General features: G+C 36.4%; 24 protein-coding genes. 10 read left to right on the top strand and 14 right to left on the bottom strand.

Annotated features, from left to right (window positions below; all coding sequences use genetic code 11):
- Positions 1–2 precede the first annotated feature (2 nt).
- The 3 genes from EHQ31_RS12815 to EHQ31_RS12805 are packed head-to-tail and all read right to left on the bottom strand — an operon-like array spanning position 3 to position 3,132.
- Positions 3–1,052, bottom strand: coding sequence for a glycosyltransferase family 4 protein (locus EHQ31_RS12815; protein WP_135573113.1), 1,050 nt, complete (start codon positions 1,050–1,052; stop codon positions 3–5).
- Complete coding sequence (locus tag EHQ31_RS12810) at positions 1,049–2,116, bottom strand: glycosyltransferase family 4 protein (RefSeq protein ID WP_135573115.1); 1,068 nt, start codon at positions 2,114–2,116, stop codon at positions 1,049–1,051. The genes EHQ31_RS12815 and EHQ31_RS12810 overlap by 4 nt, the downstream gene beginning before the upstream one ends.
- A complete protein-coding gene (locus tag EHQ31_RS12805; RefSeq protein WP_135573117.1) occupies positions 2,113–3,132 on the bottom strand; it encodes an LIC_10202 family protein in 1,020 nt (339 codons plus the stop codon). Before EHQ31_RS12805 ends, EHQ31_RS12810 begins: the two co-directional genes overlap by 4 nt.
- A gap of 86 nt (positions 3,133–3,218) precedes the next feature.
- Here EHQ31_RS12805 and EHQ31_RS12800 point away from each other — a divergent pair, with 86 nt between their 5' ends.
- A complete protein-coding gene (locus tag EHQ31_RS12800; protein WP_135573119.1) occupies positions 3,219–4,139 on the top strand; it encodes a GDP-mannose 4,6-dehydratase in 921 nt (306 codons plus the stop codon).
- Here the strand turns inward: EHQ31_RS12800 and EHQ31_RS12795 are convergent.
- Together EHQ31_RS12795 and EHQ31_RS12790 are read right to left on the bottom strand one after the other, a co-directional pair.
- Positions 4,097–5,251, bottom strand: a complete 1,155-nt coding sequence (locus tag EHQ31_RS12795; RefSeq protein ID WP_244247375.1) for a M48 family metallopeptidase — start codon at positions 5,249–5,251, stop codon at positions 4,097–4,099. The genes EHQ31_RS12800 and EHQ31_RS12795 overlap by 43 nt on opposite strands.
- Positions 5,252–5,296: 45 nt before the next feature.
- The gene (locus EHQ31_RS12790; protein ID WP_135573123.1) at positions 5,297–6,253 is read right to left on the bottom strand and encodes a YjgN family protein; all 957 of its coding nucleotides are present in this window, start codon (positions 6,251–6,253) and stop codon (positions 5,297–5,299) included.
- Positions 6,254–6,421: 168 nt separating this feature from the next.
- Between EHQ31_RS12790 and EHQ31_RS12785 the strand changes: the two genes are divergently transcribed.
- The gene (locus EHQ31_RS12785; RefSeq protein WP_135573125.1) at positions 6,422–6,709 is read left to right on the top strand and encodes an LIC_11321 family protein; all 288 of its coding nucleotides are present in this window, start codon (positions 6,422–6,424) and stop codon (positions 6,707–6,709) included.
- On the top strand, positions 6,685–7,647 hold the full coding sequence (locus tag EHQ31_RS12780) for a patatin-like phospholipase family protein (RefSeq protein WP_135573127.1): 963 nt from the start codon (positions 6,685–6,687) through the stop codon (positions 7,645–7,647). The genes EHQ31_RS12785 and EHQ31_RS12780 overlap by 25 nt, the downstream gene beginning before the upstream one ends.
- Here the strand turns inward: EHQ31_RS12780 and EHQ31_RS12775 are convergent.
- Together EHQ31_RS12775 and EHQ31_RS12770 are read right to left on the bottom strand one after the other, a co-directional pair.
- Complete coding sequence (locus tag EHQ31_RS12775) at positions 7,635–8,828, bottom strand: pyridoxal phosphate-dependent aminotransferase (protein WP_135573129.1); 1,194 nt, start codon at positions 8,826–8,828, stop codon at positions 7,635–7,637. The genes EHQ31_RS12780 and EHQ31_RS12775 overlap by 13 nt on opposite strands.
- Position 8,829: 1 nt before the next feature.
- Positions 8,830–9,609, bottom strand: a complete 780-nt coding sequence (locus tag EHQ31_RS12770; protein ID WP_135573131.1) for an SDR family NAD(P)-dependent oxidoreductase — start codon at positions 9,607–9,609, stop codon at positions 8,830–8,832.
- Positions 9,610–9,697: 88 nt separating this feature from the next.
- Between EHQ31_RS12770 and EHQ31_RS12765 the strand changes: the two genes are divergently transcribed.
- Positions 9,698–10,921 (top strand): MFS transporter, encoded by a 1,224-nt coding sequence (locus tag EHQ31_RS12765; RefSeq protein ID WP_135573133.1) that lies wholly within the window; start codon positions 9,698–9,700, stop codon positions 10,919–10,921.
- Positions 10,922–10,964: 43 nt separating this feature from the next.
- Here the strand turns inward: EHQ31_RS12765 and EHQ31_RS12760 are convergent, their stop codons facing one another.
- Both EHQ31_RS12760 and EHQ31_RS12755 read right to left on the bottom strand, forming a co-directional pair.
- Entirely contained in the window at positions 10,965–11,885 is a 921-nt protein-coding gene (locus EHQ31_RS12760; RefSeq protein ID WP_135573135.1) for a hypothetical protein, read from the bottom strand.
- A gap of 3 nt (positions 11,886–11,888) precedes the next feature.
- Positions 11,889–12,392 carry a DUF3347 domain-containing protein gene (locus tag EHQ31_RS12755; protein WP_135573137.1) on the bottom strand — a complete coding sequence of 168 codons (504 nt, stop codon included), beginning with the start codon at positions 12,390–12,392 and terminating at the stop codon, positions 11,889–11,891.
- 99 nt (positions 12,393–12,491) lie between these two features.
- Between EHQ31_RS12755 and EHQ31_RS12750 the strand changes: the two genes are divergently transcribed.
- On the top strand, positions 12,492–12,842 hold the full coding sequence (locus tag EHQ31_RS12750; protein ID WP_135573138.1) for a VOC family protein: 351 nt from the start codon (positions 12,492–12,494) through the stop codon (positions 12,840–12,842).
- A gap of 140 nt (positions 12,843–12,982) precedes the next feature.
- Here the strand turns inward: EHQ31_RS12750 and EHQ31_RS12745 are convergent, their stop codons facing one another.
- Positions 12,983–13,675, bottom strand: a complete 693-nt coding sequence (locus EHQ31_RS12745) for an LIC10067 family putative lipoprotein (protein ID WP_135573140.1) — start codon at positions 13,673–13,675, stop codon at positions 12,983–12,985.
- A gap of 69 nt (positions 13,676–13,744) precedes the next feature.
- On the opposite strand from EHQ31_RS12745, the gene EHQ31_RS12740 reads away from it, so the two are divergent.
- Complete coding sequence (locus tag EHQ31_RS12740; RefSeq protein WP_135573142.1) at positions 13,745–14,518, top strand: enoyl-CoA hydratase-related protein; 774 nt, start codon at positions 13,745–13,747, stop codon at positions 14,516–14,518.
- Between the two features lie 3 nt (positions 14,519–14,521).
- Positions 14,522–15,046 (top strand): dCTP deaminase, encoded by a 525-nt coding sequence (dcd, locus tag EHQ31_RS12735; RefSeq protein WP_135573144.1) that lies wholly within the window; start codon positions 14,522–14,524, stop codon positions 15,044–15,046.
- Between the two features lie 74 nt (positions 15,047–15,120).
- Here the strand turns inward: dcd and EHQ31_RS12730 are convergent, their stop codons facing one another.
- Complete coding sequence (locus EHQ31_RS12730; protein ID WP_135573146.1) at positions 15,121–15,645, bottom strand: DUF2147 domain-containing protein; 525 nt, start codon at positions 15,643–15,645, stop codon at positions 15,121–15,123.
- A gap of 138 nt (positions 15,646–15,783) precedes the next feature.
- Between EHQ31_RS12730 and EHQ31_RS12725 the strand changes: the two genes are divergently transcribed.
- Positions 15,784–17,220: a methyl-accepting chemotaxis protein gene (locus EHQ31_RS12725; protein WP_135573148.1), complete on the top strand. Its 1,437-nt coding sequence runs from the start codon at positions 15,784–15,786 to the stop codon at positions 17,218–17,220.
- Here the strand turns inward: EHQ31_RS12725 and EHQ31_RS12720 are convergent.
- Complete coding sequence (locus EHQ31_RS12720) at positions 17,213–20,440, bottom strand: SpoIIE family protein phosphatase (protein ID WP_135573150.1); 3,228 nt, start codon at positions 20,438–20,440, stop codon at positions 17,213–17,215. The two genes, EHQ31_RS12725 and EHQ31_RS12720, sit on opposite strands and share 8 nt — an antisense overlap.
- A gap of 123 nt (positions 20,441–20,563) precedes the next feature.
- The gene (gene mpl36 / locus EHQ31_RS12715; protein ID WP_135573152.1) at positions 20,564–21,448 is read right to left on the bottom strand and encodes an RlpA family plasminogen-binding lipoprotein MPL36; all 885 of its coding nucleotides are present in this window, start codon (positions 21,446–21,448) and stop codon (positions 20,564–20,566) included.
- Between the two features lie 108 nt (positions 21,449–21,556).
- Here mpl36 and EHQ31_RS12710 point away from each other — a divergent pair, with 108 nt between their 5' ends.
- Both EHQ31_RS12710 and EHQ31_RS12705 read left to right on the top strand, forming a co-directional pair.
- Entirely contained in the window at positions 21,557–22,462 is a 906-nt protein-coding gene (locus EHQ31_RS12710) for a tetratricopeptide repeat protein (protein WP_135573154.1), read from the top strand.
- Between the two features lies 1 nt (position 22,463).
- A complete protein-coding gene (locus EHQ31_RS12705) occupies positions 22,464–23,387 on the top strand; it encodes a tetratricopeptide repeat protein (RefSeq protein WP_135573156.1) in 924 nt (307 codons plus the stop codon).
- 36 nt (positions 23,388–23,423) lie between these two features.
- On the opposite strand, the gene folP is transcribed toward EHQ31_RS12705, so the two are convergent.
- Complete coding sequence (gene folP / locus EHQ31_RS12700) at positions 23,424–24,239, bottom strand: dihydropteroate synthase (protein WP_135573158.1); 816 nt, start codon at positions 24,237–24,239, stop codon at positions 23,424–23,426.
- Between the last annotated feature and the right edge of the window lie 46 nt (positions 24,240–24,285).

The following is a 24,285-nucleotide window of genomic DNA, read 5'->3' as shown; positions in this document are numbered from 1 at the left end:
AACTAAGGTTTGGCCACTTCAAGAAGTGGAAGGATACTGGTAGATTCTAAATATTCGTTTAGTCTTTGGTTTTGGGAATAAATTATAGAATTTCTGAGATCGGAATTTTTAAAAATAGAATCTACAAGTGGGACAAGTCTTTCAAAATCTTTAGATTCAAAAAGTATACCTGATTTTCCTAATGTTTCAGGAACGGCAGCGGCAGAGAAAGCAACAACAGGAAGGTGAAAATAAATTGCTTCCATAAGAGGAACACAAAATCCTTCATGTTCACTCATTGATAAAAAAATATTACTTTCCGAATAGATTTTTTTCAACATCCTTTCATCAACATAGGAAATAATTTTAACTTCCTCTGGTAAATCTAAATGATGAATCATAAAATTGAGTTCGTCCATGTAAGATTGTTGGTCTGGATTACAAAATCCCAACATACGCATGGAAAACTGATTTCCCATTTTTGACTTCCATGTTCTTGCAAAACGAATTAAGTCATCTTGCCGTTTATTCGGTGCTATGCGTCCCACAAATAAAAACGAGGGTTGTGTAAATGATTTTGATAGAGTGTCTCTTGGAACATCTTTCCATTTTTGAAAGTTCAAATGTAATGGAAGTAATCGAACTTGTTTAAATCCGATTTCTTTTAATTCTGACAAATTAAAATTTGAAACAGCAAAGGAATGATGAAAATGATCCCGTATGATTTCTAAATCTTCGCGGCCTTTTCTTAATAAATAAGAGAACTTTAAGTCATAACCTGAAAAAAAATCTTCAGGTGTAACATTATGATAAATAAGAATTTTTTTATTTGGAAATTTTAAAACAAAATTTAGAACTTCACTATGGATGGAATGATGATAAACTAAAACATCATTTGGTTTGATATTTGCTTTTGTAAGTTTTTCTGCATATTTTCGATCATAGGAAAATATATTTTCAGCATATATTTTTCCATAGTAACCTTCCTTCGAAAGTAATCGCTTTATCTCCAACATTTCTTGAGAAATTGCGTCACCTAACTGAAATCCTGCAGAAAACTGGTGTATATTCATTGGATACCGGAACTGAGAATTTTTGAAATCTCTTCCTGAAATGGGAATCGGTTGTATGATTCCAATACTTTGTATTGTTCTGAAATCAGGGAAGTTCGTTTTTCTGGCTGGAATAAATAATCTTTCATTTGTTTAATGATAGAAGGGTAATGCTTCGATTTAAACAGAACACCAGCTCCTTTCATAGTGCCAGGAATTGCACCTGCAGTATAAGCAAAAACAGGAATCCCCGAGCCAAATGCTTCCAGAATCGGTAGGCAAAACCCTTCGTGTTCACTCATGGAAACAAAGGCTCCTGTTCCTTTTAAAATCGAAATTACTTCGTTGTCTGTTTTACCGATTAAAAAATTTACTTTTTCTTCTAAACCCAATCTTCGCACAGTTTCTGTTAGTCTCTCGAAGTAACCATCGAATGCGCCAATCACGGAACCAATACATAAACATTTTGCATTGGGAAATTCCTTTACCCAGTAGGAGAATAATTCAATTAAGTCCTCCCATTTTTTTTGAGGGGAATAACGCCCAACAAAAACTATTGAATGATTTCTTGGCAAATTTTCTTTTTTCGAAAGGGAATCATAGGTTTTACATATAGGAATGATATAAGGATTTTTGAATTGATATTCGGATACCGTATGTAAATTAAATTCGGAGTCACACCAAATTGAATCAGCAATTATTGATAAGGTGGCTAATTCTAAATAAGATAGAGATTCAAATTTCTCCATTGCTAGGTAAATATCAGGCGTTGTTGTGTCTTTGTAATAGATTGCTGGAGTTATATTATGAAATCTTAGTATTTTTTTTCCTGGTAAGTTTACGAATAATTCATAAGGATATCCGGCGCCACCGTAGTGAAGTATATGAATATCATTGGAAGTAGTTGGATACTGAAAATGAGTAGTGAGGTGGAACTCACTATTCAAACTTTTGCCTTTTCTGGGTTGTCTGGTGATAAAATGCGATTTGTAACCTAACGAATTAAAAACTTCCGCAAGGCCAATGGCATCGTTTCCAACACCATCGGAATCTTTGAGTTCATCTAAATGTTGAAAAACATTCATGTAGCGAATTTTGTATATCTGAATACTTTTGTGTCATCCGTTGTAGAAAGATCGCGAACTTCTTTAAAACCTAGAGTTTCTAAATAAATTGGCAACTTGTCTAAATCAATTTCTGAAACGTGTAGGTCGCTGAACGGGCGGTTTGAATGATTGGGTTTGATTGCAACTGAAAAGTATAGGTGTTTTCCCGTGTTAAGGGAATTTGAAATTTCGGCGAATAACTTTTCTATCCAGAAGGAAGGAAACCTATTTAGAGGTAAGTATATTAAAATATTAGTTGTGCTATTTAAAATATTTTTTAACGGAAATAATTGTTTCTCCAATCTGACAGTCGCGGAAATTTTATTTTGAATGAATCGAAATTCATTTTCATCGGAAGTAATCGATTGAAATGGAATTTTTTGAATGGATAACTGTTTAATTATATCTCCCCACTCAGGAAATAATACGGTAATTTCCTTTGATTGAGAAATGTCTTCTAGTGCCACTTTCCAAGCTGGATTAGAACCTGCGTCGATAAAATAGGAATTGGCCGCCCAACCAAAGTTAGGCAAAGAATTTGAATTTGTTTGTAACAAATGATCCCTGTAAAAACCATCAAACCTGTTTTCTATTTGTTCAATTCTTTTTCCCAGACGAACTAGTTCATGTAAGACAGAAAAAAAAGCACGTATTCTATTTTCAGAAAGTTTTTTATCGATTAGTCCATAAACGGATATTAGGCGACCAAGCAGATATTTGATTGGCCCTTTGATAAACCAGAACTTGGGATTTGAAAATTTAGGACTAGAAATACCTTTTTCAAAGAGGTGAGCAGTCCCGGCAGGATCAAATTTTCTAAATCCTTGGGGGGATTCTGGTTTATAACTCAACTTTGTCAATTCCAACCAGTTTGCCGCTTGGGATGGATCGAGAGGAATCTTTGATTCGATATCCTGCATCAATTCCGATACATTTAACTGTGGGTCGCGGACTTCGACAAAGGGGGATGGATTGAATTTCTTTTTGTCTTCCACAGTTTTCTTTCTTTTCTTGAGAGGATTTGAAAAATTGGAAGAATGGCAACTAAATCTTAGGGCCGAATCGGAATTTTCCCTTTTCTATGAAAAAAAAACAAACTTTAGTCACTGGAGCTAGCGGATTTGTCGGAAGTTATCTCCTGCCTGCTCTTGAATCACAAGGTGAAACGCAAATTCATTGTTTTCAAGGTGACATTCGCGACCGAAATGCTGTTACCAATCAGTTAGAAAAAATCGAACCAGATATCGTAATCCATCTAGCTGCTCAGGCCTTTGTTCCTGTGGCAGTAGTTAATCCTTGGGAAACAGAAGAAATCAATGTTGGCGGGACATTAAACTTGCTCGAGACCTTACACAGAATGCAAAGGCCGTGCAAAATGTTGTACATTTCGTCAGCAGATGTGTATGGAAAACAAAACCACGCTCTCCTACCCTTAAAAGAGATTCTTATGCCTAATCCTGTGAATCCATACGCCGGTAGTAAATTGGCAGCTGAATCTTATTGTCGACAGTATGCACAATATAGTCCTCACGTTTCTGTGGTGATTGCTAGGCCCTTTAATCATATTGGGATCGGGCAACGCAAAGAGTTTGTAATTCCTAATTTCTGTTCACAAATTATCGAAGCGAAACATTCCGGAAAGTCAACGATTGCTGTTGGTGATTTAGAACCAACTAGAGATTTTTCGCATGTAGAAGATATAGTTAGTGGATATTTGACTTTAATTGAAAAAGGTGAGTCCGGTGAAATTTATAATATCTGTTCAGGTGAAGAAAGAAGCATTCGCTATATGGTAGAAGAATTAGTAAAAATTTCAGGACACGATATTAAATTTTCAGTGGATGTTGGACGCGTAAGAGCGTCCGAAACATCAAAAGTATTTGGAGATAACTCTAAGCTAAAATCACTTGGTTGGAGAAACAAACATAGCTTAAGTGAAACTCTACTGCAAATCTATAATCATTTAGAATCAGAATTTTTAAATTCTAAACATACAGCCTGAACTTCTTTCCAAGTTTTGTCAGAAACAACTTTTTTGATTGTTCCTTTTTTCCCAGATTCAATCAGAGATTTCAGCGATTTCATTCTTTCTTCAGTTGCAGGATGTGTACTTAAAAAATCAGTGAATGATTGAGTCACTACTTGGTCGTTCTTTGCATTTTTATCAGTTTGATTGTCATCCGATTCTGTGTTTTCTTTTTCAAATTCTTGCATTCGTTTAAAGAAACTAAGAAGACCTGAAGGTGAAAGATTTTGGTTTCTTAAATATGCAATGGATGTCACATCCGCTTCGGTTTCAAAGTCTCTCGAAAATTTTAGAACCAAAATGGTGGAACCAATTTCTGTAAATGTTTCCAAAAATTCCATGTTTCCTAATCCAGGTCCCACTACCAAACTAATCGCAAGTGATGTCCCGCCTGCCTTAACCAAATTTCGCATATGGTGTCTTTTTTCCACATGAGCAATTTCGTGCGCTAAAACTCCGATTACTTCTTCTTGTGATTTGGCATCATTTAGTAATCCTGAAAAAAAATAAATTTTTCCATTAGATAATGCGAAAGCGTTGGGAATCGCAGATCCAATCACAGATACTTTGAATTGGTGCGGGCTACCTTTAGGTACAACCTTTTTTAATGCTTCAGTAAAGAACCTATCTGTTGCTTTAGTATTACATTCTTGAAATTGTGAATCTATTTTTAGTTGGACGGATTCACCAAGTTGTTTGTCCATCGAAACAGGAATTAGGTTAGTGACCATTTCCAAACCTTTGAAATAAAAGAAACCGATGATACCAACAATGATGATTGATAAGGCCCCGAGCACCAGCGGATTCATTTCCCTGATCGAATAAAAAAAGGCATGTGCATGGCTCTCGTTTTTCTTTGATTGTATCCAAAGTGATTCTAGTTTTTTTGCATCTTCCTTGGAACAGATAATTTCTAAAACGGGACTTTCTTTCACTTCGTCCGGCATTAGCGTCAACTTACAACCTTTATGCGTCAAAGTGAATTCAGTAAATTGTAATAAGTTTAGTTTATGAGCGACCTCTCCTGAGAGAAAGTCGAGGGTTTGACCATGAATCAGAACAGTCCCTTCTTCAGGGACTGCTGACACTCCGTCAAAATATCGGGATGTAAATGTTTGATTTTGGAACAATGTTTATGATAGGAAGCCTTCCAGAGCTTCGGCAAGCGCTTCCAAACCCTCCGCAGTGGCATTTGCTGTATTATCTGCTTTTGCTTCGATGATAGAGAAATCAACTTCTGCTTCCAAACTTACTGACTCTATGAAAAGTTTAGTAAGTCGAACGATAGCCCAAGCAAAACCAATTCCTAAAGTAAATATGATGATCAAATAAGCGATGAGAAAATTAACAAAAATCTTTCCACCTGTAATATCCGAACGAAATTTTTTTCCTTGGAAACTAGTTCTGTTCCAAATGTAATTTTGGATGTCGGCCAAAAACCAAGAATAATAGATGCCAAGAGTGACGATGCTCAAAAGAAAACCTTTTAAGTAGAGGAAAAAGATTTCCTTCCCTTCTGCCGCGAATCCAAAATTTGTATTTCCATACCTGGTTTTGCTTTGTATGTAAGCTTCTTTTTCTGCAAAAAACCAAGGGTAATAGATCCCTAATGTTATGATGGTTAATAGAATCCCTTTTCCATAAATCTTTGCAACTTCGAGAATTTTTCCATCGAATCCAAATCGAAGGTTACGATAACCTGTACGCGAAGTAAGATACCTTCTTCCCCCAACCACGATGATAGGTACTAGAGCAAGGAAAACTCCCAAAGTCAGAACAAATCCTACAATGGAGCTAAAATAGGGAATCGGTATGTAGGAAAGAATGGTTTGAATGATATAAATTCCAATATAAAGGACTATGAATATACCTAAGGCCTTTAGAAAACCAATCAGACGTTCTTTTCCAGATCCATGAAAGGAAAAACGTTCCCCTGCCCATTCTAAATTTTCGGCCATAAACTTTTGCACATTAGTTCTAGCCCAAAAGCTATAAATTCCTAATGTTATTACGGTTAAAAACATGTTCTTCAATAAAAGTATGAAAAGCTGTCCTCCCGTTGCATGGTATTGTAGTCTTGTATTGTCCATTGAAGTCCCCAAAGGTTGATTAGTGGGGAGAGATTAAAACATTTCAGAATTGGGTAAAGAAAAATATTTCCTATCCTTTAGAATTACAATTTGTACGATTGAATCTAATTAAAACTTTTTTAGGAATTACCGAACTTGTTAGCTTTCCAAAACGTCTACCTCAGTAGAATGCGAACCTTTTTGATTTATTTCTGTATGAGTTTGGCATTTGTGTCCAATAGTTTTGCCGATTCTAGGCAAGAGTTACCTCCGAGTCTTGGGGATTTGAAGGGCCAAGATAAGTCGGTTCGTCAACCTGCTGATCGCAAAGACAAAAAAGGATGTTGTAAGATAAAATACCCCGCCGGTGGTTACGATTTCTTTCTTGCGACAGAAGATGATTGCCGTGCTAGTTTATACTTTGACAGATTTTTGGGAGAGAATAATACTCTATGCTTTCGATGGGAAGGGGAATAGAATTTGTCGATTTTATGGGCGTTCGAGAACAAGTTTTACAAACATTAGTCAAAATTTTTCCATCTTACGATGCATCTCTTGCGATAGCAGGCGGAGGTTGTAAGGCTTTTTATGCTTTAGGAATTGGAAAAACACTCCGCGAATGGGGAGTCCGTTTTACAGAAGTTTCCGGAGTTTCAGCCGGTGCTGCTATGGCCTTATGTATTTTATCGCAAACAGAAGAAGAATCTGTAGAATACTTTGAAGAAATCACCAAACGAAATTCACGTAACTTCCATTTCTCGAACTTACTTAGAGGAGAATCTACTTTTCCACATGAAGATATGTATCGTCGAACTATTCGTTTTGGAATGAAGTTTGATAAGGTTTTGGAATCTGGTGCCAAAGTTTGGATTCATTCAGTAAAAGCACATCCCAAAGAAGATTCATTAAAAAATAAGTTTCGTTTAGCAAGACTTATCTCTGAAACGGGTCGAGCGTTTATCTTGGATGATAGGGACCGGTCAGAAGGAATCCCAGCCAACCGAACTGCTGAAATGATCCAAAAATGGAACATGCAAGATGTTGATTTTACCGAAAAGGACTTTGTAAATCCAGAAACCATCGAGCAGTTTATTATGAACTCTTCTTCGATTCCTCCCATTGTAGATTTTCAATCGGTGAACGATGAGTATTATTTAGATGGCGGCCTTACCAATAATATGGTCATAGAAACTTTTTCGCCTAACGCAAAAATCATTGGTATTCATTATGAACCAAATACGATTGTCGGAAAGGATCCCGAATTATTAGCAAAAACTTATTTGATCACTCCTTCCAAACCACTTCCAATTACTTCCTTTGATTATACCAATCCAAAAGGAGTCAGAGAAACGTTTGAGTTAGGAAAGGCCGATGCATTGGCACAAAAAACTGCCATTCTCGATTATTTAAGATAAGACTGAAAGGCCTCTAATCCTTGTCTTAAAGTTTCCTCTTCGGAAATTAAGCTTATAACTAAAAAACAACGGTTATGCGAAAATCCATACCAAGACCCTGGATGAAAAAAAACATTGGTTTTAGTTAGTATATCCAAAACCATATCTTCATCTTTGATATCCATATCCAATTCAAATAAAAAATACCATCCTGCTTCCACTACTGGTTTGTTTTTTATTTTTTGAATGTCATCCAGAAATAAATTGCATGTTGTCAAGTTTCGCATAATTCTTGTTCGGATACGATTTTGGATCATTGATTTCCAAGGAAGAAGTTCTGGAGTTGCCAATTGAACTAGTGAATTGACGGAAAGGTAGGTATCAGCTATAAATCCTAATTTTTTCTGAATTTCCGGTCTAAAAAACTCTGGGCTTCGATTAAGAATCCATCCTAATTTAAACCCAGGGAGTGCCAAAAGTTTGGAAAAACCATTACATATAAGCAAAGGAAAGTTAGGCGAATCAGGTATCGAGTGATTTTCTCCCTTAAATTCATAACCTACAAATACTTCATCTAAAAGAATTGGAATTTTGATTCCTAATTCTTCCCAATCTTTCCAAAACTTTGCTGTGGTTCGGGAACCGGTTGGATTTGCAGGACTTACCAAAATAATAAGTTTAGTTTTAGTGCTAATACAATTGGTTATGGTTTCTGCAGAATAAATCCAGTTTCCAGTTTCCGAATCTTCTACTAATGGATAATGGACTTCTTTTAAGTTTTCTAGTCCAATGAGGAAACTAAATAGTGGATAACCAGGATTTGGTGTTAATACTTCATCCCCTGGATTTGTAAATAATTTGAATATATAAGAATAGGCTTCCGAAGTACTTGCGGTTAGAACTAGATCCGATTTTTGGATTTGGATTCCACGTTTTTCATATTCTGAAACAATGGAAAGTCTTGTTGATTCTAATCCTTCCGCAATGGGTTCATAATGGCTAATATCTAGATTAGAGAATATATGGGATAATGCAGAGGGGGGAAACTCCAATCCTAATTTGGTAGGATTGGAATTGGTTAGATCCAAGATTTCATTTCCAGAAAGTTCTAGATGTTGTTTTGTTTGAAAGATTTTATTTTCTGAATTCAAATCACCTAACAAATGAAATCGATTCGAAAATGATAATGGAAATTCGGTCAATTCATCCTGCTTTGTGTAAATATTTCGCAATCATACGGACTAAAAACCGAGGAGAAAATCGGACCGACTGCGCTAAAAGAAAATTAAAGAATCCTGTAATTTTTACGACCTTTTTTCCAAATAATGCATCGAGGCCAATGTCAACTACCTCCTGCGATTTCATAATGAGAAATGATGACTTTACTAAATTGATTTTGGTCATATTGGCTCTTTCGAAAAATTCTGTTTGTGTTGGGCCAGGACAAACGCAAGTGACTGTCACTCCATAATCACGCACTTCTTCCGCTAGTCCTTCGCTCAGTGAAAGAACATAAGCCTTGGATGCGTAGTAGTTGGACATTAAAGGTCCAGGCTGATAAGCAGCAGTGGATGCTACATTTAGGATATAACCTTCTTTCTCTTTCACCATATCTTGCAAAAACAAATGGCAAAGTTGTGCTAAAGTGGTGACATTGAGTTGAATTAATTCGGTTTCTTTTTCAAAAGAATTTTTAAAAAATTCTCCATTGAGACCAAAACCAGCATTGTTTACTAAACAATGAATTGATATTTTTAATTTTTTCACAGCTTTGTATAAAACTTCTGCCGCATTGGGTTTGCCCAAATCTTGAGAAATGACAATACTTTGTATTCCGTATTTGGTTTTAATTTCTGCGGCGAGCGCCTTTAGTCTTTCTGCACTTCTTGCGACTAAAACGGGTATATAACCCTTTTTTGCCAAAGTCAGCGCAAAATCTTTTCCGAGTCCAGTGGATGCACCTGTAATTAACGCGTATTTCATAGAGGGAAAATTATTACTCAACGTAAAAGTTGGCAATACGAAACTAAATAGTTTTGGAAATTTTGAACGCCTGGTCAATATTAGTTTTATGAGCCAATCTGTTTCCCATCCGCTTCATACCATCCAAAAAGAAAGAGCCATCATTTTTATCTTAGCAGCCCTCCAATTTTTACACATCCTAGATTTTGTCATCATGATGCCACTCGGACCTGTGTTTATGGAGAGTTTCAAAATTAATTCAGCAGCTTTTGGTTTACTAGTTTCTTCCTATTCTATCAGTGCGGGAGTGTTCGGACTCATAGGTGCTTTGTTTTTAGATTCTTATGATCGAAAAATTAGCCTTCTTGTTTTATTCTTTGGGTTTTCTTTCGGAACTTTGTTATGTGCTTTTGCTCCTAATTACGGTTTTCTGCTTTTTGCAAGAATTGTTGCCGGTGGATTCGGAGGAATGATTGGCGCCACTGTACTTTCTATCATTGGAGATATCATTCCAGTATTCAGAAGAGGAACTGCCACAGGTATTGTGATGAGTTCTTTTTCTATAGCTTCGGTGATTGGAGTTCCCACTGGGCTAAAACTAGCGAATAAATTTGGATGGCATTTTCCTTTCCTATCTTTGGCGATTGCTGGATTTTTGATTTTGCCTATCGGTTATAAAGTTTTACCATCCATTCGTTATCATTTGGATTCAGATGTTCACCCAAAACAATCGCAGTTAAAATCCTTAAAACAAGTAATTATGAAAAAGGACCATATGGCCCCATTCATTTTTATGGTGTTTTTGATGTTTGGTGGATTTACTGTCATACCTTTTCTAAGTCCATTTCTGGTATCTAACGTTGGTTTAGCGATTAATGATTTGCCTTATATTTATTTATTTGGTGGATTATTTACTTTTTTCACCAGTTGGATTATTGGGAAATTGTCGGATAAATTCGGAAAATTAAAAATCTACCAAATCATTACCATCATTGCTGTCATTCCTATTGTGATTGTTGTGACTTTGACAAAAACTTCATTACCAGTGGTTCTCACTTTTACTACTCTGTTTATGATATTTGTTTCAGGAAGGATGGTTCCTGCATTTTCTATGATTACCTCTGCAGTAGAACCAAGAATTCGTGGGAGTTTTATGTCTGTGAATTCTGCCATCCAACAAATTTCATCAGGTGCCGCTTCATACATTGCAGGACTTATTCTGGTGCAATCAGCTGATAACCAACTTGAGAATTATGAACTGGTAGGAATGATTTCTGTGTTTAGTTTGTTATTTAGTGTTTATTTGGCCAAAAAAATAAAAATTGCAGGGTAAAGATTTTAAACGAATAGCATAAGCTAGCAAATGTTAGCTTGTTCTATAATTCTAATTTCCCTGTATTAAGAAAATCAATGATCATTTGTTTTTGAGACGAAGTAATCATTTTTCGTTCTAATAGTTGATTTAATATTTCCGATGCGGTCCCAATTTCTATTCCAGTCATTTCAGAAAAAATGAACTGGAAGTTTTTATCAATTCTATGTTCTCCGATAAAATTTACTAGTTTTTCTGTAGTTTCTAGAATCAATTGTTGTCGTTCAATGAGTCCCGCCATTGTAGAAAGTACGATGGATATTTCAAGATCATCTGCAAATAACTGCATTATGTGATCATAAATTTTAGGTGATTGTAATGGTAATTCGTAGATGGAATCACCTAAAGCATTATACAATGTCTTTTCTTCTTCAAAATCCAAACCAGTATATTTGTTAAGGTTGGATACAATTTCGGATGGTAAAATTATAATGAACTGACAAGCATATTCAGGTTCTTTTAAATACCTAACAAAATACTGTATTAAGTCACAGATCCTTAAATAACTGACAAATGTCCAATATTTGAAACTTCGAATATCAAACATATGTTTAACAGATTTTTCTCGTTTAATGGATTCTCGAATGTTCATATAATTTTCAAAATCACATTTAAAAAGATAACTTAATGTGTGATTAGAAAAAGATTCAATGATTTCGCGAACAAGTGTTGGTTCACCAATATATAAAAAATATGAAATTAATTCTAAATTGTCTTTGGAAATCCAAATAAACTTTTCAAGTGTTTTTGCGGGGATTTGGGAAAATGCAGAGAATCCAACTTTAAAAGTGACTTTGTCTTGTAAAAATGCTTCTAGTTTGTTTTTTGCAATACAATCTTCGTCTACGTCTTGTTTAGCGAATGAATGCCTGCAACTTGGTGGGCAGGCTTCATATAAAGATGTACCTAAAAAACATTTGGGCATATATTACTGTAACAATTCACCACAGTCTCTCATTTCTGGAGCATAGGGATTTTTTACTTCTCTTCCTGTCATTAGCCAAGATTTATCAACCATAGGACAGTAAAATCGATTGTATTGAGATTGGTTTGGCACTTCCATTTTTATTTGGATCAATATTTCCTGAATTTTGGAAATTTTTTCATAACTTGAATCTAAATCGGCACCAGCTGCTGGTAGGTGAGGGCGTAGATTTTCACCCCAAGACTTTAATTTGGGATGTCCACTGGCAATCATCGCATCCAGGGCTTCTGAAAATATTTTCCAATTTGGCTTAGGATTGTCTTTTAGATACTCTTCTAGAAGGATTTGGTTCTCTGCGAGGAGTTTTGCCACTATGTTTTGGTGGGCCGTTTCAAAAGGAACTGCCTCTTCCTTGCAAGAAAGGGCAAAAATAGCTAAAACGATGAGTGAAATCCGAAATACATTCATATTTTGATTCTTTTTTCCTGAGTTGGAATTGGAATTCAAATTTTAGTTTCGAGTTTGTTTGCGGAGATTGCTTTTTTCTCGACAAAGCCGCTTTTTCAAGCATGATGACAGAAAAGTTCACGAAGGTGTAATTCCATTATGATTATTGTAGAAGGCATTGGCCACGTCAGTATCCCCGTCTCCCAACTCGACACCTCTATCGATTTTTACCGGGACATTTTTGACTTCGAAGTGGAGACAAAGAAGGCTACTGAGGCAATTCTTTCTCTGGATTCCTTTCGTATCCGATTGGTAGTGGCAGAAGTTTCTGACAGGTCCCTACCTATCCTTAGTTTTGTGATGGATGTGGATGATTTCACAGAAGCCATCAGTGAATTAGAGGAAAAAAACGTTAAGATCATCAAAGGACCAGAAGGAACTGATTCTGGGGAATGCCTTACTTTTGCCGATCCAAGCCAAAATTTAATCGAGATTTTTTACTCAAATTAAAACCTTCTTTTTTCTTTAGGATATAAATCAATTTCCTCTTGCTATGTTTTTAAAAACAAGCCAGAGGGAGTCGTTTATACTTCTGCCTTTTCACTAGTTCGTATCAATATGGAAAGTTTGAATTTGGTTTGGTTTTGCTTTTAAAGAACCAGACTACAAGTGGCAGCATTTGCAGTAATATAGAATTGTGTTGCCACTCCCCCAGGAAAAGGAATGACTGGGTCGTTCTGAAGGACATAGTCTGTCGCCTGACATGACCTACTAAATACCCTCACAGTGACAGCGCTTTGACAACCAATGACCAGGTTTCGAGAGCCAAGTAATGTGTCTGTATGGAATGCTTTTGTTTCAATGGAACCAAATTCAACTGATAAACTTTGTCCTTGTTTTAGTTCAATTTCAGATCCGTATTGTTTGTTAGTACTCGCATAGCAGTCGATAAAGAATTCAGTTCCAGCACAGTTAGCACCTTCTTTCGAATTTGGTAAACAAGAACCACCTGATTTTGATACGGTAATAAATCCAGAATAAGCACCGTCTGGAACTTTCGTATATAATTCCGTTCCTAAATTGGCACTGATGGCAGCCACAACATCGTTAAATCTTATTACAGGATCGATGCCGAAATTTTCTCCTTTGATTACCACCTCAGTTGCAGAATAGACTGCATTTATATTGTTTTGAGTAGGAGTTCCGATTTGTGGAGTTACAGAGGAAATCACAGGCGGTGAACTTAATAGAGCAACAAGAGGGTCTTCCCCAGAAGAAGCTTTGCAATAAAAACTGCTTCCAAGTACTAGAGAGAATCCGATCGTGTATAAAATCCTTCTCATGACGGCTGCTTCCATTATCGGAAAATTAAAACAGTTTTCATTTCTATTTTTTCATTTGGCGGAAATTCTATGAACACTGTCACACTTCAAACGCACCACAGTTATGTAGCATTAATCGAACTGAATCGGCCCGAAGCAAAAAATGCCATTTCGATCCAACTCCTTTCAGAATTGCAAGAAAAGATTCAAGAGATAAAAAGAAGCAAAGCTCGTGCTTTGGTCATCACTGGTATGGGAGATTCCTTTTGTTCTGGTGCAGATCTAAAAGAAAGAAAATCTATGTCGGATTTTCAGGTAAAACAATTCTTAAAAAATATCAATCTCTGTTTTTCCGATTTAGCAAATCTTTCGATTCCTACTATTGCTGCGATCAATGGATTCGCTTTTGGGGGTGGATTAGAATTGGCTTTATCATGTGATATTCGTTATGCGAGTGAGACTGCACAAATGGGACTCACTGAAACCAAATTAGGAATCATTCCAGGGGCAGGTGGGACACAGAGATTGTCTCGAATTGTTGGCGAATCTACTGCTTTGGAATGGATATTTTCTGGAAAAAAACTAAACGGAAAAGAGGCAGTAGCCCGAGGTTTGGTTTCTCAAGTATGCAGCTTAGACCACTTGAAGGAATCTTCTCTTGCCTTAGCGCGGGAGATTTCAGAATCTGCACCTATCGCTGTTTCTGCTGCAAAAAAAGCAGTCCGCAGTGGATTAGAATTACCTATGGAATCGGCATTGGAGTGGGAGAGGCTTTGTTATTTTGAAACAATCGGTACAGAAGACCGAATAGAAGCCTTACAGGCATTTGCTGAAAAAAGAAAACCTAATTTTAAGGGAGAATGATTTGTGATTTTAACAGGAAAAGAAATTTTAAAAAGATTGGGAACTGATATTAAAATCGAACCTTATGATGCGAATCTATTAAATCCTAACTCATATAATCTACGATTACATGAAGATCTTTTGATATATTCAGAATTTCCATTGGATATGAAAAAACCGAACCCCGTGCAGACTTTAAAAATACCGGAAGAAGGTTTGGTTATGGAACCTGGTAAATTGTATTTAGGACGAACCATAGAGTTTACAGAGACCCACAATTTAGTTCCTATGTTGGAAGGCCGATCTTCTATCGGGCGTTTAGGAATGTTTGTTCATATCACAGCAGGATTTGGCGATGTTGGTTTTAAGGGTTTTTGGACTCTTGAAATTCAAGTCACTCATCCACTTCGTGTGTATGCAGGGGTTCAAATTTGTCAGATTTTTTATCATACTGTGGAAGGGGAAATCAGTGAATACAAATCAGGAAAGTACCAAGCCAACCAAGGTATCCAACCTTCTTTACTATATAAAGACTTTGAAAAAAAATAGAAATTAAAAGTTTTTAGAATCTCTCTAAAGAGAACCTGCCTTCCGATAGGTTGGCAGGTATTTCATAATTACAATTATTTTTTAGCTTTGAATGTGCAGTCCCATTTTGGGTCATCAAGATTCATACCACCAAGTTTTACCCAATTGTTCGTTTTTCCAATAAAGGTGATTGAACAAAGTGTTCCTTTTAGATCCAATCGATTCCCACCTTCAAGCGATGTGAATTTTCCACAGTAGGTTTTTCCATCACGAGGATTGTAAATCTTTCCGTTTTTATAAACTCCTTCTCCCACATAATCAAATCCAGTGATAAAAACCATGCCGAGGTTTGGACGATTACGTAATTTCGGATCTTCGTTGTTGTGATCTAGATAAGGAGTGCCAGGAACACCTTTATCTTTCTCTTTTTCAGGGTAAGCATTGTCTTTAATACAAACTGTTTTACCGCAGTATTTATCACCACATTTGAAAATTTCGATAACTGAGTCTTTTTCAGGTGGCAGATATCGTCCTAAAGCAACGTCAGCCTCTTGTGCGAGAAGAGAACTTCCAGCAAAGAGGATAGCCGTTAATACACTTAAAACAAGTTTTTGATTCATAATGATCCTTATTCTAAAAAATTGGATTCGCTTATTCTGACAGAAATTTTATCACTTGCAAGCTGGTTTTTGAAAATTCAGAGCCACAAATAGGAAAATAGTATATAGAAACGATACAGTTTTAAAAATAAAATTATTATGTTTCATTTTAAAACAAATGATTCCACTAGGGAATTTTTAATACAAAACCGAAAGTCGATTCGAGAACATATCATTCGAAATACTACAATTGAAAGTAAAAATCATCGGGAGGTTGAAGAACTTTTAGAATTACAAAAAAAATTAAGAAGTTTAATTACCGCTTCAGCAGATGAAATTGCTGTTTCTATTCTCGGTTCCTCTACCAACTTAAAAAATATAGAACACTTACAATCGGAATTTGTATCTGGTCTCTCCCATTTTAGCGATATTTCTGCAAATTTAGCAAGTAGTGCAGAAGAGCTCGATGCTGTCATTCATTCAGTTTCCTTTCAAATTTCAGAAACCTTAAATACCTTTGATGCCACTGGCCAAAGGAATATTGAATTAGTAAAAAGTTTAGAAAATACTGCAAAAGAAATAGAAATAATCGCAAAACAATCATTATGGGTTAAGGTTGAAAACCAAAAAAATGAAGTAGAGATTCAACTTTTATATAATGATTTGCAAAAGATTAATGAGAACATTCAATTAGTAAAAGAAATATCAGATCGAACCAATTTACTTGCCCTAAATGCGTCAATCGAAGCAGCAAGAGCTGGTGAAGAAGGAAGAGGATTTTCTGTCGTAGCTGATGGAGTTTCTAAGTTAGCTGAAAACACAAAAGTAGCAGTAAAAACCATTCAAGAATCTGCCCAACATATCAGATCGAGATTTTTAGAATTTCAAGAAAATTCAAAAACCAGAACTTCAGTTCTCATTGAAATCATTGAAAAGATCCAAGCGATTGAAACATCTGTTGTCTCCAACCGTAAAGAATCGAATGCAAATTTAAGTGAAATTCAAGTTTTAATTACGCAATTTCATGATTTAGAATTGAAACTCCGTGAAGTAGGAATTGCTTCTCAGAATATTGCCAATGATTCAACTAGTATTTCAAATCAAGTTCATATACTTTCTGACCATAGTGTGCAAACAAAATCTGATTTTGATGCTATCTTTGATAAAATTGAAAATACAGTGAAACTTATAACAAACCAAAACTCAGTTTGGTTATTAGAGTTTATTTTTCAAAGAAGATTAGATCATATTCATTGGGTTCAAGCTGTGGACCAAGCCATATCAAGTGGTAATGTAAATCTGTTCCCGCAATTAGATCATACACTTTGTAAAATGGGTTTGTGGTATTATCAGAGTTCCGTGTTGGATTCAAAACAAAAAGCAATTCATGACCAACTGGAAACTCCGCATCGTGAATTACATAAATGTGCGAGTCGTATCAAAGAATCAATCATCCAAAATGACAAATCGATGATTACTTCCGAAAGAGCTAAGTTACAGGGATTTTTCCTTGAATTAGGAAAAATATTTGATAGTTATATCCAATACTTGGAAATCAAAACTATGGAAGATCAGCAACTAACCTCAATTAATTGAGGCTAGTTGCTTTTTCTAATAACTTTGAAAGTTTGAGGACGTTTTTATTAGTTGGATCAATGGATTGTGCTCGGGTTACATAAGTAACGGCACGGTCCACATTTCCAAGAAGCCTGCTAACGTCTGCAAGGTTAATTAGGTTTTGGAAATTCTCAGGGTCGTATTTTAAAGCTTCTTGGGCTGCTTTTAATGCACTTTCATAGTTCCCAAGTTTTTTCTCAGACATCGCTAAATAATACCAATATTCTCCAGAGCCTTCGTTTTCTTTTAAAAACTCAGTTAGTACTTTTGCTGCAATGTCGTATTCTTTCCCTTTATAACTGACAAGGCCTAAAAACTTGTTTAGTTTTTGGTTACTTGGATCGCCAAGAAAAGCTTTTTTCATTACTGTGATGGCTCGTTCGATTTCACCATTTTGGTATAATACTTTTCCTTCTTCGAAAGCACCTGAAGTAGTAAGTGCTTCATCCCAATCATCCCCTGGGGTGTCGAAAAAATCATCCACTGGTTGTTGTGATAAGTCTTCTTTTTCTGGACTATGGTGAATCGGAGATTTATCGCTTTTGAAAACAACACTCATCATTGATATATCATCAGTAATATCTCCGGCTTTTTTTACGAGTTTTTCGACTTCATAAATATCACCGTCTGCTTGTTCCACAAAGCGAAGAACCATTGTTTCATCTTCATTGATAGTTCGAACGTCTTCATCTGGAGTGAGATCGATATCATCTCGACCATCGGACCCAAGGATTAATTGGTCACCAGGCAATAGTTGGAAGGTTTGTACTTCGAAAGGATATTCAGAATCCAAACCTAATTTACGAAGTTTCAATTCATCTTCAATGAAACTAGCTTTTCCATCACGGTAAAGAATACTGTATGGGTGTTCCGCATTAAAATACCAGATTTTACCAGATTCATCATCGATTAACATGACTGTTGCGGAAATAACCATTGTTCCGCTAAAAGATTTGAATACTGCGTTTACTTCTTCGTAAACATCAGTGAGCCATTCTTCTGGTGTGCGGTTTAGAATTCTTTTGTTACCTGCAGAACGCGCCATAATGGAATTCATCACAACTCCCATAACCAAAGAGCCACCAGCTCCTTGCATGGATTTTCCCATTGCATCTCCGTTCATCACCATTGTGTATCTATTGAAATCATCAGGTTTTCCTAATTTTAGGTTTCCTGTGATACAAATATCGCCACCGAGATCACCGGTTTTATTGCGGAATTCAAAAGTTTTCTTTTGATGAACAAAGAAATCGCAACGTATATTATCCGACTTGTTTGCATTAAAAAATAAAGGTTTTGCCAATAAGGAAGTGAGGAAGTAGTCACCGTCTTGTTGTACTTTCAAACGATGGATCTCATCCATTTTTTCTTGAAGTTCTTTCGTACGTTCTTTTACTTTCTCTTCTAGATTTTCTGCGTAATCTTGTAGTTCTCGTCTAGCATCACGAATCGATGATACCATTCCGTTGAAAGATTCTGCTAAGTATCCTATTTCATCATTTACTTTAATTGGAACTTCTACTTCTAGATTTCCTTGGTTAACTTTTTCAACACCTGCAAGTAGTGCATAAAGTGGATTTACAAGTGCGGAACGGAAGAAAAGAGGAAACACAACTAACAAAACAAACATTACAATTGCGAGAATGACTAATTCGAGTTTTGCCGATTTGTGCATGTAAGCACGATAGTCACGGTAGTTAAAACCAACTTCTCTATTGATTTTGTTTTTCGCATCATAAGTCATATAAGCAATGTAATGCGAAACACCATCTAAATCTTTTCTATAGTGTCTTGTTAAGTCAGGTTTGAAATATCGAAAAAACTTGAGCATTTCGACTCGGAGGTCCGCACCTGATATTTCTTTTCCGTCCCATTTACAATCGTTTACATGTTTAAGAATAGCATCCCGGAAAGTGTCTACGTTTTTAACTTTTTCAACGTATTTGACTCCTTCTTCACAGAACTGATCGGGTAGAATATCACCTAGTTTGTTTGTGTTGATAAAGGTTCTTTTGTTTAGTTTTTCGATTAGTTTAGAAACTTCTGCTTTTAATTCTGCACCTTCTGAATCTGGATTTTCATCCAAAAATTGAAGAATAGCATTTTTATAACCTTCAAAGTAATAAGGTGTTTTCGTTAAACTAGACTTGAGGGAATTTCTGTAGTCAGTCTCGGAAATACTGACCACTTCATCGTACAAAGCGGTATTATAAAGGTCAGCTTGAACTAAAGGTAAATCTAAATTTACAGAAGAAGGTAAGTAGGCCTTTTTAAGACTTTGTCCTGATGAATCAGATTCAATGACAAATAGAATATCCTTGGACCGCTCGCCACCTTCGGCAACACGAAGGGCTTTTTGAATCGCTGTGTTATCAAAGGAAGTTTCTTTTTCCTGGTCTACCAAGTAACTGAAAGCCTGCATGATGAGTAGGATGGTAACAAAGGAAATTCCTACAATTTTTACCATGAAGGTAGTTCTTTCACTACTGTTGTTAATGAAAGTAATAGTAATGATAAAAAATGTAAAAGTAAATAACAACACTAGGGCAGTGAGGTAGGTGGATCGTTCCATTGCTCCATCACGACTCATAACGTTTGTTATATTTGGGACTACGCCGGCAATTAAAGCTGCCATTAACATAATACTGAGCGTTCCTCGTTTTTCCTTTGTCACATGGAATAAGCGGTAACCTGGCAAAACGAGAAAGTTAATAAAGGAAAAACCTGCGATGAACAAACTTAAGAGTCGACTTGCACCTTCAGAGTTAAAATCCCAGTGGTGAGCAGTGAAATGGTATTTTCTTTCTCCTTGAGAAACAGTAACTAAAAACCAAAGAACTACTACAATGGCAACAGCATAGAGCGTGACTTGGATAATATTGGCAATTCGGTTGTCTTCATTATCTGGGAACCGGAAGAAAAACTGACCAAAGTGGATGATACCAAAGATAATAAATCCTCCGGTAATCCAACGGTGGTAAGAAGCTATGGGATGGTAGTAAAAAGCCCCTAATAGGTATCCGAATTGGAATAAACATAAAAACAAACACGCCAGGCCCATATGTTTTGTGGCGACAGTTCTGTCTTTTAAAGAGAAAAAGAATGTAGTCAAGACCGCAAGGAGGACAGTGACAATTAAACTACCGAATGTGTAATAATTTGTTAGTATGTGGTCAACGGATAATATGCTTTCACTCATAAGGTCTTCTAGTTGCTAATTTAATACGAAATCGTAACAGGCGGAAACGCGAAATCAATTCATTTTCCTACCTTTCCGGGCAAATCATTGCAACAACTGATTGCCCGAAGGGAAGGGGTAAATTTAACGAGTGGCGATAAAACAATCAATCCCATCGTATTTCAATTTCGATTTGAGAGATTCTGCTTTTGTTCGGTCTGCAAAATCCCCAACTTGAACTACAAATTTTCCATCTCTGGGAGTTACGAACACGGATTGGTTGTATTCAGATTTCATACTTTCTTGGTATTTCAGTGCTCTTTCTTTTTCCTGAAACACACCTACTTGCACAGTAAATCCTTTGCCAGCGGCCACAGGTTTTGTGACACCTGGTTTGACAGGAGTTAATTTTTCAGGTTTTGCTGGGGCATCGTCGAGAAGGTCTGCATCATCTAAATCATCGGCAAGATCATCTTCCCCTTTTTTTAGGACTTTGATTCCTACTTTAGTGACACCTTTATCTTTAAATTCAAGGATCTCAGCTGTTTTTTCAGAGACATCCACAATGCGTTCATCAACGAATGGTCCACGATCATTGATTCGAACCACCGCTTCTTTGTTATTATCTAAATTTTGGATTTTGATTACACTTCCAATGGGAAGTGTTCTGTGTGCACCAGTCATTTTCATTCGATCAAACGGTTCTCCACTGGCAGTGGGACGACCTTGGAATTTTTGGCCATACCAAGATGACAAACCCACTTCATCAAACTGTTCTGTTGGCTTTTTTGCCGGAATAGCGGCGGCTGTGGCAGCAGTAGTGGGCTTTCCATTAGAATCTAAATCGTCAATGATCGAACGAGCCACTGGGTCTTCCGACTTGGCATTACTTACTGGTTTTGACTTCCCAGAACGTTCGAAAAAAATATCTTCCGGATCACCGGAAGCACTATAATCTCTTCGGGTGGCATCTGCAGAACTGCAGGAAACCAACCACAATACTATGGATATAAGTATGAGTCTTTGCATAACTTTCCCCTTCCTCTGGACTCTTGTGTGTACCTTTCGGAAGGATTTTCCATTCTCATGATAAAATTTCTAAGGGGAGATTCGTTTCTGAAACGATAATCGGTCTGTATGGCACAAGAAATCCAAACTCTATTTAACGAGGCGGTCCGTTTGGAAAGAAATGGAGAGTGGGATCGTGCCGAATCACAATACAAACTTTTACTTGAAAAAGATCCCCATTACCATTTGGCATTGCAGAATTTAGGTGTGGTTTACGCCAAACAAGGAAAACATGCAGAAGCTATTCCTTTGTTTTCCAGAGCTTACAAACTACATGCCAATGTTAAAAACTGTTATAATTTGGCTGTGTCTCTTTACAAACATGAAGAAACCGAAAAAGCCATTAGTTTTTTAAAACAAACACTCACCTTTGAAAAGAAGTTTATATCGGCGCATCTATTACTCGCGCAGGCCTATCAGAAGTTAGGTAACGATGAAAAAACCGAAGTATATCTCAATAATGTAATTAAAATCGAACCAGATCATAAATCAGCTTTAGGAGGGCTCGCCATGTTTTATTACGAAAGGAATCGTTTTCCAGAAAGTTTAAAAATGATTGAACGTTATTTGATTCTGTATCCAGGCAATGCTCAGTTAAAAATCATCCAATCAGAAATCCTTGCCAAACAAGGAAATTATAAAGCATCAGCCACTTTGCTTTCTACTATGGTAAAAGAGGATGTCGGCTTTACCAATTTTAACGAAAGTTTGCAAGCTGCTTGGAAAGAAGAAGATGAAGTGGTTCACGAAAGTTTGGTTCGGATCCAATCCAAAGCCAAAAAAAAGTTAAAAGAGTTTCAGACTAAATTAGAACTCTCCAAAGAAAACCCAGAAGAATTTTCGCCACCCGACGCACAAGAAGCTTTGGATTTGAGTTTATTATATCTTTTCAATGGGAATCCTGAAAAAGCGATGCAATATTTGGTATTTGCTCAAAAGATGAAGGAAAAGACAAATCCTGACGAGCCATCCTAGATTGAAATTTCGTATTTTAAATATTCTATATTTTTCTTTTATCCTCTTCCAATTGGGATGTAGGTATCCCATTGCCAAACAAGATGAATTGGAATCCGATTCTTTGTTTTTGGAGATCACGGGATCTCCTGCAACTGATTGTAATGCCGAAGGGATCAAACTTTCGAAAGCCATTCAATTAGACCAAGCTGAAGTTGTTTGGGACAAATGCATTCAAACCAATCCAAATGAAGTGGCCGTACATTTAAACCGACTACGTTTTTATTTTTTATTGGATGAATATGAGCTTTTCAAACAAAAAGTTTCGAAAGAAGCACCTTCTCGATCTTCCGTTACATATACTTCTGTTTTGAAAGAATTAGAAGTACGTTTGCGAAATGAAGAACGTGTGATTCTTTTAGATGCTTTATCCCGAGTGAAGGGTTGGGAATTATATTCCTATGAAGAGTTGGCAAATTATTACTTACAAACAGGTAACTTTGCTTATGCGGAAGGTTACTTTAATCAAATTTTAGAAGTGGTTCCTTTTCACGAAAATGCACTGTATGGAATGGCAGAGATTCAAGTGCAAAAATCCAACTGGTACAGTTTACTTGATTATGCAAAATCATTGGAAGTTGCGGCTAAAAAAAATAAGGAATTCCATTTCTATTATTTAAAAGCAAATTTTGAATTAGGGCGTTACGAAGAAGCTTTAAAATGGGCAGAATCTGCTCCATCCTCTGAAAAATCGCAAATTAGTTTTTTAGAAGTTTGGAGAGATACTTTACTTGTATTAAAAGATTATCCTCGTTGGGATCATCTTTTGCCTTACTACCGCAAGGCGGTTGAAAATGGATACGCAGTTCCTGAGTCTGCCTTTTTTCCTACTCTTTCCAAAGAAGGAAAAGATGTCCGCAAAGCCTCGCGCTCTGGCAGAAGTTAATTTAAATCGTGTTAGTAATTAATTAAAATATAATCTTTATTCGATTTCCTGGCACAAATTCCAAACTTTTTCAGCTTGCCTGAGTTTTAAAACGTTATGCGTTCGGATGTAGGGAATTTTGAATCTTAGTAGATGCAGTTCGCAAGTTAAAGTGACAAATTCTCTTTCTGCAATTGGTAAATTTCCAAGTACATTGCCTAGAAATGATTTCCTGGAAACTCCCACCATCAATTGCGGAAATTCTAATTTGAGAATTTCTAATTCTTGTAATACGCGAAAGGAAACCATTGGATTTTCACTTAGAAAAAATCCCATTCCAGGATCATAACAGAGAGATGATTCTGGGATGTCCATTGCCAGAAGTTCAGAGCGACGGTCCCTAAAAAAAGCCTGGATTTTCCTAATTACTTTTTCGGGTGTTAGGTCTGATTTATTTTTCGCAATATTTCTGTTATGCGAATGCATGATGATTAGTTTTAGCTCAGGGTGTTTTTGAATGGCTGACTTTAAGAAACTGCGGTCACCTTCGTAAGTAAAACCTGTGATGTCATTAATACATCGCACTCCTGCTTCAATTCCCTTTTGTTGGACTGAAGGTCGAAAACTATCTAAGCTGATCCGAACACCTTGTGGCACAAAATAACGAATTACAGGTTCTACTCTTTGCCATTCTTCTTCTTCAGAAACAAGGCTTGCATTGATGTTGGATGATTGTCCTGAGATATCCAGCCAATCGGCACCTTCTTGGAGAAGTTTTTTTCCTTGTTCGATTGCATCATCTGGGTTTAGGAACTTTCCCCCGTCACTAAATGAATCGGTGGTAATGTTTAAGATTCCGAAGATTTCGGCCATGTAGGAGTAGGATTCTCTGTAAAGCTGGTCCTAAAAGCCTTATTTT

This window comes from Leptospira montravelensis, from assembly GCF_004770045.1.
Taxonomy (GTDB): domain Bacteria; phylum Spirochaetota; class Leptospiria; order Leptospirales; family Leptospiraceae; genus Leptospira_A; species Leptospira_A montravelensis.
This window is presented reverse-complemented; position numbering and strand designations above follow the sequence as displayed.